At 43.4% G+C, this 13,024-nt stretch carries 13 protein-coding genes and 1 pseudogene; 9 read left to right on the plus strand and 5 right to left on the minus strand.

Annotated features, from left to right (window positions below):
• Positions 1–165: 165 nt before the first annotated feature.
• The 4 genes from DW793_RS08880 (at position 166) to DW793_RS08895 (ending at position 3,758) form a co-directional block, all read left to right on the plus strand.
• Complete coding sequence (locus tag DW793_RS08880; protein ID WP_118157666.1) at positions 166–789, plus strand: ECF transporter S component; 624 nt, start codon at positions 166–168, stop codon at positions 787–789.
• A 24-nt stretch (positions 790–813) separates the two neighbouring features.
• The gene (locus DW793_RS08885; RefSeq protein WP_022287902.1) at positions 814–1,581 is read left to right on the plus strand and encodes a type III pantothenate kinase; all 768 of its coding nucleotides are present in this window, start codon (positions 814–816) and stop codon (positions 1,579–1,581) included.
• A gap of 204 nt (positions 1,582–1,785) precedes the next feature.
• Positions 1,786–2,133, plus strand: coding sequence for a chitobiase/beta-hexosaminidase C-terminal domain-containing protein (locus DW793_RS08890; RefSeq protein WP_181988328.1), 348 nt, complete (start codon positions 1,786–1,788; stop codon positions 2,131–2,133).
• Positions 2,134–2,180: 47 nt separating this feature from the next.
• Complete coding sequence (locus tag DW793_RS08895) at positions 2,181–3,758, plus strand: CotH kinase family protein (protein WP_147342183.1); 1,578 nt, start codon at positions 2,181–2,183, stop codon at positions 3,756–3,758.
• A gap of 61 nt (positions 3,759–3,819) precedes the next feature.
• Here the strand turns inward: DW793_RS08895 and DW793_RS08900 are convergent, their stop codons facing one another.
• The 3 genes from DW793_RS08900 to DW793_RS15420 are packed head-to-tail and all read right to left on the minus strand — an operon-like array spanning position 3,820 to position 6,931.
• Positions 3,820–5,580, minus strand: a complete 1,761-nt coding sequence (locus DW793_RS08900; protein WP_118157669.1) for a glycoside hydrolase family 5 protein — start codon at positions 5,578–5,580, stop codon at positions 3,820–3,822.
• Between the two features lie 11 nt (positions 5,581–5,591).
• A complete protein-coding gene (locus DW793_RS08905) occupies positions 5,592–6,605 on the minus strand; it encodes a family 43 glycosylhydrolase (protein WP_252969800.1) in 1,014 nt (337 codons plus the stop codon).
• Positions 6,606–6,628: 23 nt separating this feature from the next.
• Entirely contained in the window at positions 6,629–6,931 is a 303-nt protein-coding gene (locus DW793_RS15420; RefSeq protein WP_252969801.1) for a hypothetical protein, read from the minus strand.
• Positions 6,932–7,186: 255 nt separating this feature from the next.
• Here DW793_RS15420 and greA point away from each other — a divergent pair, with 255 nt between their 5' ends.
• The 3 genes and pseudogenes from greA to DW793_RS08920 all read left to right on the plus strand — a co-directional run bounded on the left by greA (position 7,187) and on the right by DW793_RS08920 (position 9,978).
• Positions 7,187–7,663 carry a transcription elongation factor GreA gene (gene greA / locus DW793_RS08910; RefSeq protein ID WP_022287906.1) on the plus strand — a complete coding sequence of 159 codons (477 nt, stop codon included), beginning with the start codon at positions 7,187–7,189 and terminating at the stop codon, positions 7,661–7,663.
• A gap of 37 nt (positions 7,664–7,700) precedes the next feature.
• Positions 7,701–9,271: pseudogene (lysS, locus tag DW793_RS08915) on the plus strand (lysine--tRNA ligase).
• A gap of 104 nt (positions 9,272–9,375) precedes the next feature.
• A complete protein-coding gene (locus DW793_RS08920) occupies positions 9,376–9,978 on the plus strand; it encodes a Type 1 glutamine amidotransferase-like domain-containing protein (RefSeq protein WP_118157671.1) in 603 nt (200 codons plus the stop codon).
• A gap of 141 nt (positions 9,979–10,119) precedes the next feature.
• Here the strand turns inward: DW793_RS08920 and DW793_RS08925 are convergent, their stop codons facing one another.
• Both DW793_RS08925 and DW793_RS08930 read right to left on the minus strand, forming a co-directional pair.
• Positions 10,120–10,911, minus strand: a complete 792-nt coding sequence (locus DW793_RS08925; RefSeq protein ID WP_118157674.1) for an alpha/beta hydrolase — start codon at positions 10,909–10,911, stop codon at positions 10,120–10,122.
• A gap of 343 nt (positions 10,912–11,254) precedes the next feature.
• Positions 11,255–11,926, minus strand: a complete 672-nt coding sequence (locus tag DW793_RS08930) for a YoaK family protein (RefSeq protein WP_243238862.1) — start codon at positions 11,924–11,926, stop codon at positions 11,255–11,257.
• Between the two features lie 177 nt (positions 11,927–12,103).
• Between DW793_RS08930 and DW793_RS08935 the strand changes: the two genes are divergently transcribed.
• Both DW793_RS08935 and DW793_RS08940 read left to right on the plus strand, forming a co-directional pair.
• Complete coding sequence (locus DW793_RS08935) at positions 12,104–12,262, plus strand: helix-turn-helix domain-containing protein (RefSeq protein WP_118157676.1); 159 nt, start codon at positions 12,104–12,106, stop codon at positions 12,260–12,262.
• On the plus strand, positions 12,259–13,005 hold the full coding sequence (locus DW793_RS08940) for a LysR family transcriptional regulator (RefSeq protein ID WP_118157678.1): 747 nt from the start codon (positions 12,259–12,261) through the stop codon (positions 13,003–13,005). Before DW793_RS08935 ends, DW793_RS08940 begins: the two co-directional genes overlap by 4 nt.
• Positions 13,006–13,024: the final 19 nt, after the last annotated feature.

Genomic DNA, 13,024 nt, shown 5'->3' on the forward strand with positions numbered 1-13,024 from the left:
AATTATACATTTGTGAGTGCAGAGATATTCCTGTTTATGAAGATAAAAAAATTCATAAAAAATTTGCTTAAGCTATGGAAATATGCGAAAAAATGTGCTATAATATACTAGTATTGTATTGTATCCTCCCATGATGGAGGAATAATAACAAGGAGGAAATTTAATATGAAAACAAAGGTCAACACAAAATCATTGGTGATACTGGGATTGATGACAGCTCTCACAATGATCTTCTCGTTCACTCCTATCGGTTCTATACCTATCGGACCGCTGGTAATTACTCTCAACGTAATTCCTATTGCCATAGCGGCTGTAACGGTAGGCCCTGTGGGAAGTGCAGTCATTGGAGGAGTTTTCGGACTGCTCAGCTTTTTGCAGTGCTTCGGAATTGGCGTGCCAAGCGGAATGGGTGCAGCACTTGTTGCGATCGATCCGGTCCTGGCTTTCGTTCAGCGATTTGTACCAAGACTTCTTGACGGCATTATCGTAGGATTTATTGCAAAAGGCATGAGCAAGGTAACAAACAATTATGTTTCATATGCTGTTACGGGCTTTTGCACTGCATTTCTGAACACTGCGTTCTTTATGAGTGCGCTTGTTTTGCTTTTCGGCAACACCGATTATGTAAAAGAGCTTATGGGCGGAAAGAATATCATAGTATTCATCTGCACCTTTGTAGGCATAAACGCTCTGGTCGAAATGGCTGTATGTACATTTGTTACAGGCACAGTGGGTGCTGCACTTTATAAGGCAAGGTTCATACCCAGCAAAAACAAAGCGCAGGCATAAATTCACCGAAAGGATAACATACAAATGGTTTTAGCGGTCGATATAGGAAACACTAACATAGTAATGGGCTGTTTTGAAAGCGACAGGATACTTTTTGTTGAAAGACTTTCTACAAATCAGCAGTCCACGGCACTTGAATATGCCATAATGCTCAAGAACATTCTTGAGATACATTCTATAGATATGTCAGATTTCAGGGGCGGCATAATCTCATCGGTCGTGCCGTCTGTTACCCTCACGATGAAAGAGGCAATGGAGAGGCTTATCAAAAAGCGCATCATGGTGGTAGGACCTGGGATAAAGACGGGACTTAAGATAAATCTCGACAATCCTGCACAGCTTGGAAGCGACAGAGTTGCAGACGCAGTTGCGGCGATAAACCTCTACCCTGTGCCTATCATAATGATAGATATGGGCACTGCTACTACCATATCAGTAATAGACAAGGAAAAGAATTTCATAGGCGGAATGATAATACCGGGACTTAGAACTTCCCTCGACTCGCTTTCGGGCAAGGCTTCACAGCTTCCTTTCATCAGCCTTGTACCGCCTAAAAAGGTCATAGGCACTAATACTATCGACTGTATGAAGAGCGGTATAATCCATAGCAACGCCGCAAGCATTGACGGAGTTATAGAGAGGATAGAAAACGAGCTTGGCGAAAAATGCACTGTGGTTTCCACAGGCGGTGTGGCAAAGATAATAGTTCCTTACTGCAAGCGTGACATCGTCATTGACGATGAGCTTCTGCTCAAAGGGCTTATGATAATCTACAATAAAAACAAACAATAATTTAAAATACAATACACAAAGCGTCGGGTAGTTTTATCCGACGCTCTTTTATGTCGCTTTTTATATCCATAATAGACAAACAAACGGGCTTCAAACAGTTGCAAATGCCGAAAATGGAGCGTTTCTATTGCTTCCAGGGCTTTGTTATGGTACAATCATATGTGCAAAGTAAAACGTTTACATAAAACAGAAAGCAGGAAATATATGAACACAGGAAAAATATTATGCCTTATGGCCGCAGTGCTTATGCTGTCAGGCTGTTCAAAGGGTGTGGACGGTTCACAGGCTTCATCAAAGGCGGCTGAAAGCTCCGGCAAAGCGGACAGCAGTGTTTCAGACTATGATAATACCACCACCGAACCTGAAACAGACAAACCTGAGTTTGACCTCAATGACAGCGTGATAGGGTTTTCGCAGGAAAGCGGCTTTTATGACAGCGGTTTCAGCCTTGAGCTTACCGCAAATGAGGGTGAGAAGATATACTACACCACTGACGCACAGACCCTAGGACCTCTGCCACGAGAGAAGAATACACTGCCCCTATCGAGATAAAAGACAGGAGCAATGACCCAAACGTTGTTTCAGCTGTGCCGACGGAAATGATATCGGGAAATTTCAATGAGTTTAGCTTTGGCGAAGGAGATTTCTGGTGCAACAAAAAAGCACCTTCTGACAATGCGGTGGACAAATGCACTGTCATAAGAGCATCAAGCGAAAAAAGCGACGGAAGCGTTTCAAAAAGCTTCTCAGGCAGCTTTTACATAGGAAGCGCAGAGGAGCATATAAAAGGGCTTAAAGAAAGCTGCGAAGCGGCTGGGCATGACCTTGCGGTAATGAACATCACAATGGACTACGCTGACCTTTTCGACAGCAAGATCGGCATTTACGTCAAGGGAGATATTTTCAACAAGGCACTGGAGGATTATAAAGCCAGCGGAGAAAGCATAGAAAACGAAACTGCAAGACAGCTTGACGCAAACTACAAACAGCGTGGCAAGGAATGGGAACGTAATTGTCACATCGAGCTTAACGAGATTTCAGCCAAGGGAAATGTGACGAACGCTTTGTCACAGGATTGCGGCATAAGGATACAGGGAAACTATTCACGCTCCGATCTGCAAAAGGGATTCAGGCTTTACGCCAGAAAGAAATATGGCGAAAAGAAGTTTAACTATGAGGTCTTTGAGGGGCTGAAAAACGCATCTAATGAAACTATCGACAGCTTTAAGACGCTTACTCTCCGTGCAGGTGGAAATTGTGCTTTTACGGCAAAATTCAATGACACCTATTGGCAGAGTCTTATGACAGAGCTTGACGGCTCAACAAAGGCTTCACGTCCATGCGTTGTTTATCTGAATGGCGAATACTGGGGACTTTATGTGCTGGAGGAGGACTATTCCGACAATTATTTTGAAAGCCACTATGGTGTGAACAAAGACGATGTGGTGGTCTACAAAGGCGACGCAGAAACCTATCAGAGCGGCTACAAGCTTGACGAGGGCAAGCTTCCGGAGGGAGAAACAGACGAGGGATATTTCTTCAAGGAGCTTACAGATTTCTTCGCTTCTCACAAAGACTTATCCGCACAGGCAGATTATGAGGAGTTCTCAAAGCTTGTTGACACCGACAGTGTGAGAGATTATTTCCTTGCAGAGGTTTGGATAAACAACAAGTGGGACTGGCCGGGCAAAAACTGGTCAATGTGGAAGGTGCAGAACACAGACAGTTCCAACGAATATGCAGACGGCAAATGGCGTTTCATGTTCTATGACGTTGAGTTCGGCGGAGTGAGCGGCGAGGGCGACGCTTGGACCAACACCATGAAAGAGGATAACTACAAGCCAAAGGGACTGCTTGACACGGACACGAAAAATCCTGCGGTTCTGAGTTTTGCTTATCTTATGTCAAACGAAAATTTCAGGAACGATTTCAATGACAGGCTTTTAAAGATGTCTGAGGGTACGTTTGAAAAAGAAAAGGCACTTGATAGGCTCGCAGAATTTGAGAGCATATATTCCCCTCTTTATGAGCAGTTCTTTGCAAGATACCCGGAAACAGGCTCGGCTGAAGAAGCGCTTCATGGAGGATATGCTTCATCAGACTGCATAAGGGCGTTCATTAACAAGCGTGATAAGTCTATCCAAAGTATTGTGGACTGGACTAATTTGCAGTTCTGATATTTCACAAACTAAAACGCAGAACAGCTTATGCTGAACTGCCGTTTTTATATGCTCTGATCTATGCCGCAGGAGCGTATGTGAATGTTATTTCGAGAGTGTTTATCTTTCCTGCATAGTCAAGTATTGTTGGAGAAGCCTTTGAAAGGTCACCGCCTGCTATCCTTGCGTCCTCAGGCGGTGTGGATACCCACTGATTTACAAGGTTCACTCTTGTGCAAAGCTGGTCGTCAGAGGTCGTATAGCCCTCCGCTGTGGTTTCAACAGCTTCACCGTTTATCTTTATCTCGTCAATAGTTGCGATATAGCCCGGATAAAGCTTTTCACCGTTTGCGATACCCAGAGCCGAGAATGCAATGCCGTTGGCGTTGTTTGATGTCATATCAAGGCTTACTGTGTAAGTTCCCTCACCGTCTATAACTGCGTTTTCTGCGATCACTCCGTCGCTCTTTGATACTGGGTCATACTCGTCACCTACGCTGTAGCATACGGAAAAATCTGCACTCTGATACATTATCCATGCCACCGCTGTATTCTCGTCAGCCTGCGGTGCGGTATCGTCTGTAAGCTTTTCAGGTGCGGCTGCAAGAGTTTCATCAAGCTTCTTTACAGCAGCGGCTCTTTCCTCCTCCACTGTCATCGAGGATTGGTTATCACGACGTCTTTCATCAAATATCTTTGCCACAGTTTCATCACGCATTTTAAGTTCTGAACGTGAGAAGAAATCACTGCAATCCCAAAGGAATGGCGCAAAGCCGTAGGCGTCGCAGTTATCGAGAAGGTTGTTAATAAACTTGTCAGTGCCTTTCTTTACGTCACCGCCGTTTGTAAGCACTGCATATTCGCCTATTATTATGCCGTAGCCCTGCTCGGAATACTTTGTCATGTTCCTGAAAAGTCTGTTCTGCTCCTCATAGTCTGTCTTTGTTCCGCAATAATCCCATGGGGTATAATAATGAACAGAAAGCAGGAGCTTATCCTTTGCGGTATCAGTTGGCATTTGGAACTTGTTTGAGCAGGTCATTGTGATATCGGTATTGTAGCCTGCGATAAGAAGAAAACGCTGTTCGTTGTTTCCGCCTGTTGCACGGACAGTGTCAACAAAGGTCTGATTTATCTTGTTGGCCATTTCATAGCACTCGGCTTTTGAAAGCGAGCCTGAGTTTTTGCACACGTCTGTGTCATTGAGTCTGTCACCAAGCTCTTCGTTTGCACCCTCAAATATAAGTCTGTCGGAGTATTTTTTATATCTGTTCGCTATCTGCGTCCACATGGACTTATACATTTCAAACGCCTTGTCAACGTCGCTCTGCTCGGAAGAACCGAACATTCCCCACCAGCTTCCGTCCCAGTGGTCGTTTATGATAACATACATATCATTATCCAAAGCGTAGTTTATTATCTCCTCCACTCTGTCGAGATAGGCTTCATTTATGGTGTAATCGCCTTTTTCATACTCCATTGCGTTTGTCCATGCCACAGGCACACGGAGAGAGTCAAAACCGCTTGCTTTCATGCCCTTTATCATTTCTTCCGTTGTGACAGGCTGACCCCAGAGAGTTTCAAAGCTTTCAGGGTCGGTGTCGGCAGAATAGCTTTTATGACCGTATGCCTCCATTGTGTTTCCAAGGTTCGTGCCGTTGCCCAGAAGTCTTGCAAGCTCGGTTGCGGTAAGGTCTTTGTTTATGCTTCCGTCATCAGAGGTCTTTGCACCCTCCTCTGCCTTAGATGAGCTGTCGCTTCCCTTTCCACAGCCTGCAAGCAGTGCAGTACAGCCCATGACCGCCGCAGTAAGAAGCGAGATAGCTTTGATAGTTCTCATATTATTTCCTCCTATTTCATAAATACAAATTCTTCAAGTTCAAAAAGCGGCTTGTTTTTGAAATAACCTGCTATCCAATCGGCAAGCTCATCTGAAAAAGCTGTAGGCACAAAATAGATAGAATGTCTGCCTGTGAGTGACTTGACTACTCCTGTGTAAACTCCGTCACCTGTGCCAATATCAACATAGCCTACAGGCTCGCTGTTCTCATAGTCATCAGCATAGACCGCCACCTTCGTGACAGTTCCCATACCCCTGACTTTCAGGGCTATCTTCATGGTCTTTGAGGAAAAGTCCTCACCAAAATCAAAATACTTATAGCCTATAACATTACCCTCGGTGATGTTCACGATACTTCTTGTGAAGATGTCCTTTTCGGTGATAAAACAGCCGCCTTTCAGCACGCAGGCTATATCCGCAGGATAAGGCTTGAAAGGGTCAAGGCTGTCTTCAAAGCCAAGCGAGGTCATTTCCACTGTCGGTATCGTTCCGTCAGGGAGGATCTCTATTTTCTCAACGCAGGCACGTCTTGACATTATGGTATTGTTTGTCATTCTGTGATAGAAGATATACCACTGACCATTTATGTTACACACTGAGCCGTGGTCATTTCCGCCTGGATAATCAACGCCGTTGTCTATTATATATCCACGATATTTGAACGGACCTTGTGGCTTATCTGAGGTCGCATAGGCAAGCCTGCTTCCTACACATGGGGAATATATAAGATAGTATGTATCGCCGATTTTCCTCGGGGAGCTTGCCTCGAAGAAGCGCTGTTCCTGCGGTGCGTTGTCGCTGTCATCAATGACCGCTCTTTTGTAGCTTCCCTTTTTAATGGTATACATATCCGCAGGGTCTATCTCGTTGAAGCTGGATTCTGTGAATCCGTAATAAATATACACTCTGCCGTCATCATCAACAAGCACGCCTGCATCATTATAAATGCCGTCATCGCCTGCGTCCTCAGGGCCATATTTATACTGAGAAAGGAGCTTGAAAGGACCTTCGGGCTTATCGGACACGCCAACAACGCCCTTTGAGCCGACTATATAGCATAGAGATAATACTTGCCGTCTTTTTCTATAACGTCCGGAGCGAACAGCTTGCGGTCGGTCATTCCCTCGGTATCGGACTTATGGTCACGGTCATCACGGGTATGAAAGCTGTGTCCGTGGCAGACCCAGTTGTTAAGGTCGTCAAGTGGTGCAGACCAGACTTTCAGTTTATAGTCGCAAAAGTCGCTTTGAGCGGCTCTGTCATGTGAGCCATAAAGATAAACTCTGTCGCCGAAAACTCTCGGCTCGCCGTCAGGGATATACTCCCATGCAGGCAAAATGGGGTTTGGCATGAAAATTTCCTCCTATGTTTTTCATAACTTGTTTTATCATAAGATAATTATAAATCATACTATTATTATTTTCAATATCCTAACACGCTGTCAGAGGTGAAAATTTGTGCAAAATGTAAAATCGTGCAGACTGTCCAAAGGTGCAAAAAAGCCCATTTGCGACGGCTTCCGACCTTGACAAAAGAGGGCAAATCGTGTATAATATTAAGTTGATAGTACCCGTATAAAATTATATTGATATAGGAGTGTTTAATTATGGCAGCTATTTCTAAGACTGTTTCAAAAGCAGGTTATGCTAAATTGCAGGAGGAACTTGAATACCTTATTACAGTAAAAAGACGTGAAGTCGCTCAGAAGCTTAAAGAAGCACGTTCTTTCGGAGACCTTTCCGAGAATGCTGAGTATGACGAGGCAAAGAATGAGCAGGCTATCCTTGAATCAAAGATCAATGAGTTAGAGCTTCTCATTTCAAACGCAACTGTCGTTGAGGACGATGATATTTCTGTAAACGAGATAGGCGTAGGCTCTATCATCAAGATAAAGGATATCGAGCTTGACGAGATCGAGGATCTTCAGATAGTGGGTTCAACTGAGTCTGACCCTGACAACGGCAAGATCTCTGACGAGTCACCTATAGGCAAGGCTGCACTCAAGCACAAGGTAGGCGACATTTTCGAGGCTGAAACACCTGCCGGTCTGCTGAAATTCGAGGTCATCGACATTTCAAAGTAACAGACCACTTACAAAACACACGGAAAGGAAAATATAAATGAGCGAGGAAAACCGCACAAACGCTCCTGAGGAAGAGCTTACTCAGGAGGACATAAACAGCTTAAAGAAGATAAGAATGGACAAGCTTGAAGAGCTGAAAGCCAAGGGCAAGAATCCATTTGAGATAACAAAGTATGATGTTACAGCAAGCTGTGCCGAGGCTAAAGCACAGTATGAAAAGCTTGAGGCTGAGCTTAAGGAGCAGGCAGGCGAGGACGAGGAAAAGCTCAAGGAGCTTCTCGAGGCAAACCGCATAACAGTAGCGTTGCAGGCAGAGTAATGTCAAGACGTCTTATGGGCAAGGCAAGTTTTTTCGACCTGAGAGATAAGAGCGACAAGGTTCAGGTCTATCTGAGAATGAACGAGATCGGCAAGGAAGAATTTGACGATTACAAGAAGGGCGATATCGGTGATATCGTTGGCATTGAGGGCTTTGTATTCAGAACAAAAATGGGCGAGATATCAATTCACGCTCAGAAGTTCGTACTGCTTTCAAAGTCGCTTCTGCCGTTGCCTGAGAAGTGGCATGGTCTGAAGGATCAGGACACTAGATACAGACAGAGATACACAGACCTTATATGCAATCCTGAGGTAAAGGATACATTTATAAAGAGGTCGCAGATAATCTCATCTATCAGAAGATATCTTGACGGACAGGGCTTCATGGAAGTTGAAACTCCAATGCTGGTATCTAATGCAGGCGGAGCTGCCGCAAGACCATTTGAGACACACTACAACGCACTTGACGAGGACGTTAAGCTTAGAATTTCTTTGGAGCTTTATCTGAAAAGGCTTATTGTCGGCGGTCTTGAAAGAGTATACGAGATCGGCAGAGTATTCAGAAACGAGGGTGTTGACGCAAGGCACAATCCTGAGTTCACTCTTATGGAGCTTTATCAGGCATACACAGATTACTACGGCATGATGGATCTCACAGAGAATATGTTCAGACACGTTGCACAGGAGGTATGCGGCACAACTTGTGTACCATACGGTGATGTAATGATCGACCTTGACAAGCCATTTGAGAGAATGACAATGATCGACGCAGTAAAGAAGTATTCGGGAGTTGATTTCTCACAGGTAGCCACAACAGAAGAGGCAAAAGCACTTGCAGACGAGCATCACATTGAATACGAGGCAAGGCACAAGAGGGGCGACATACTCAACCTGTTCTTTGAGGAATATGTTGAGGAGCATCTTATTCAGCCTACGTTCATAATGGATCACCCTATCGAGATTTCTCCGCTCACAAAGAAGAAGCCTGAGAATCCTGATTATGTAGAGAGATTTGAGCTTTTCATCACAGGCAGAGAGATGTGCAACGCATACTCAGAGCTGAACGATCCGATAGATCAGCGTGAAAGATTTGCGGCGCAGGAAGAGGCATTGAAGCAGGGTGACGAGGAAGCAAACCACACAGACGAGGACTTCCTGAGGGCTTTGGAGATAGGTATGCCACCTACAGGCGGTATTGGTTACGGCATAGACAGACTTGTTATGCTGCTGACTAACTCACCGGCTATCAGAGATGTGCTGTTGTTCCCTACTATGAAGACGTTGGAGTAAACATAGTAAGATAATTTGTAGAATTAATGGGCAATTCCAATCGGGATTGCCCATTTTCTAAAATGAATGGAAATACAAATCGGAATTTATTAAGGAGAATATTGATGAAACTATTTTTATGTTCGCACTTTTCAAGTGTAGGAAGTCTGATAAAAGAAGAAATTGAAAATAAGAAAGTCGCATTTATTCCAACAGCTTCGTTGCGTGAAGGCTACACCGGTTATGTCGGCTCGGCTCGAAAATTATTCAAAAAGTTGGGAGCAATCGTAACTGAAATTGATATTTCAACGGAGGCTTATTCAACGATACAGTCTGTTTTTGAAGAAGCAGATGTGATATATTTTACCGGCGGAAATTCTTTCTTTCTTATGGACCAGCTCCGTAAAACGGGAACTGATGGACTGCTGAAAAAGGAATTGGCAAATGGAAAATTGATGATCGGTGAGTCGGCAGGCGCAATTATATGCGCTCCAAGCATCCAATATATCGAGCAAATGGATGAAAAGCCGGAGGACTACTCACAAAAAGATGATGCAGGGATTGATTTGATTGATTTCTATGTTCTTCCGCATTATCTTACAGCACCATTTAAGAAAGTTACCGAGAAAATAATGACTGAGTTTTCGGATTTGAATCTATGCCCAATTAACAACCGTCAGGGAATTGTAATTGATGGTGAAGATTCAAAGGTTATTTGCAAAGACTAATTTGAAAATTCCAGTTTGCCAACTTGCCCTTTGAGAGAGGAGAAATCCTTTTCTCAAAGGGCATTTTTATATTGTGCAGTTTGTATGAGGTTTCTTGTGTTTCATATTATCACATAAGAAACCGCAAAGACATCACCGCTCTTACTTCTCCTCAAACATCCACTTGACCGCCTTTTCAGCATACTCACTCCAAAAAATCATATCGTGGTTGCCTTTGCTTTCAAAATACTCGTGAGAAACGTTTCTGCTTTCAAGAAATTTGTGAAGATCACGGTTGTTTTCAAGCAGGAAATCTTCTGTACCGCAGCACATAAATATATCTGGGATATTTTTGCCCTCTCGCTGAAGTTCGTCTATAAGAAATTCGGGATTGTTCCTGCTGTTCAGCACCTCAGACGTTTCGCCGAAACATTCTCTGTAATATTCATAATTCGCTGTGGCATTGCCTTGCCCATCTGACATTCCTGCGACTTCGTGTACGATAAGAGCCGAAGATAATGCAGCAACCTTGCCAAAGGTTTCTGGATATGCAAATGCTGTATGAAGCGCACCAAATCCGCCCATTGAAAGACCCATAATGTATGTTTCACTGCCGTCTTTCGCAAGTCTGAAAACTCGTCTTACATAGTCCACAAGCTCCTCGCCGACGAATTTGCAGAACTGATGACCGGTCGAGCGTCCGTCCAGCCAAAAAGAATTTTCGCCCGAGGGGATAACTACCGCAAAATTATACTTGTCCGAAAGATATTCAGGCACCCAGTTTTCTGCGTCGCCTGTATAACCGTGCAGCAAGAAAAGCGTTTTGGTGCTGTTTTCCGAGTATTTCGTATCTGTCTGCCCCCAGTCCTGCCTTATGTCACATGGCAGGTACATTTTAAACGTGGTATACCTCCGCAGGCAATTTGAATAAAATCTGATCGTTAAGTTTGACATAGTTTTTCCTCCTGTTTTTTATATAATTATACTACATAAAATAAGGTTTGTTCAAGGGGGCAGCGAAAAAAATTTTCAATTTTCCTCACAAAATCATTTATCCCTATAATAATAAAAAATCACAACTGTCAAAGCCTCGTCCCAACGTACCTTGCCGCTTTTTCATAATATTTTTGTCGCTCATAATTCTACGCTCCTCCACATCTACAAGGTGTCTATCTACCCCGTCTGCAACTATTTTATTCATTATATCAAAATCAAAGCCGCAAAGTCAAACCAGCAAAAAAGCTGTCCGACCTTGCGGCTTTTGACCTTTTTAATACAATACTAACCGAAATGTGCCCTACATATCCTCCCTCATCATATCATTCTCACTCTTTATAAACATAAGCACAAAGCATATAAGCAGCAATGCACAAGATATCCATATAAACTCATTGCCTATGTATAATGAATATGCTCCGCCTATTCCTGCGCCGCAGGCAAATACGAATATCGTAAGAAAATATTGCAGCGATTTCCTAAGCAGCGACTTGTCCCCTATCCTCATGTATGCACTTATGGATTCCATTGCACTTCTCATATTTCCTATGCACATCGTGCTTGCGTATGGATAACTATTTACTTTCCTGAACGATTGCACCTGCATTGCACAGGCACATGATGAAAGCGCATTCGCAACAAAATCGTATGAACCGCCAAGCGGTATAAACCCCACAATGCAAAGCAGCACCATTTCCGTGAAAACTATTATCTGCCGCCAATGTATAAATCCCACGTCCTTGAAACGTGCGTGCAGACGCTCGGCTATGAAAATCCCCATTGCAAACGCCAGCACAGGTATAAGATAGTGCAACGCCCTGTGCCAGTTGCCTTTTGCGACATATGTGCTCATAAGCACAATGTTTCCCGTTTGTGCATTTGAAAAAACTTCACCTCGCACAAAATACGAATATGCGTCCTGCAAGCCCCCTGATATGGTCAGAAGTATCATGAGCATATTGGTTTCAGACATTTGTTTTCTTGATCGTAACATCATTTTATCATATTCTTTCATAAAAAATTAACAAGAAAAATATTTTTATGCACTTTAATTTTCTCCTTTTTCCATTATAATTATCTCAGATATATAAGTCAAATATATAATTGATATGCAAGATATAAAATATTGATATAGCAAGAAAGTGATAGAGTGAATATAAATTACGAATATTATAAGATATTTTATTATGCCGCAAAGAACCGCAGCTTTTCAAGAACGGCAAAAGTGCTGCTCACAAATCAGCCTAATATCACAAGGGTGATAAAAATACTCGAAGGAGAACTTGGCTGCACGCTTTCAATCGAATGAAAAACGGCGTCACGCTTACCCCTGAGGGAGAGATACTTTACGAGCACATCTCAAAGGCGGTGGAACTTATTACAGAGGGCGAAGATGAGATCTCAAAAGCCAACGACCTGCAAAGCGGAACTGTCACCATAAGTGTGACGGAGACCGCACTTCACGGCGTTATGCTGCCACTTCTCAATGAGTTCCATGAAAGATATCCGGGAATAAAAATAAAGCTGCTGAACCATTCAACCCCTCAGGCACTGACTGCTCTCAAAAGCGGCATTGCAAACCTCGCTGTGGTAACAACGCCGATAAGCACAGAGGGCTCGCTGAATTTTCATAAGCTCAGAGAGTTCCGTGAACTTATCATATGCAGCACAAAGCTAAAGGATCTTGCAAAGCGAACGCTCACTCTTGAGGAACTTTGCAGCCACCCTATAATATCACTTAACCGAAACACAAGGACATATGATTTCTATTCCGATTTCTTTTTCCAGCATGGAATAGATTTTCAGCCGGATATAGAGGTCGCAACTGCCGATCAGATAATGCCGCTTGTGAAAAGCAACCTTGGCATAGGTCTTATACCTGAACCGATGGCACAAAGCGGCGATGTTTATATTCTGAAAACTGATGAAGAGTTTCCAAAGAGGAGCATCGTTCTTGCAGAAAATGCAGACAAAAAACTCAATGCCGCCGCTACAGAGATACAAAAAATGATACTGAAAAAGTGTAATATGTTTGCAAATGCTGAGATATGACATACATGAAAGGAGATAA

The sequence above is a fragment of the Ruminococcus sp. AM31-15AC genome, from assembly GCF_003462045.1.
In the GTDB taxonomy this organism is placed as follows: Bacteria; Bacillota; Clostridia; order Oscillospirales; family Ruminococcaceae; genus Hominimerdicola; species Hominimerdicola aceti.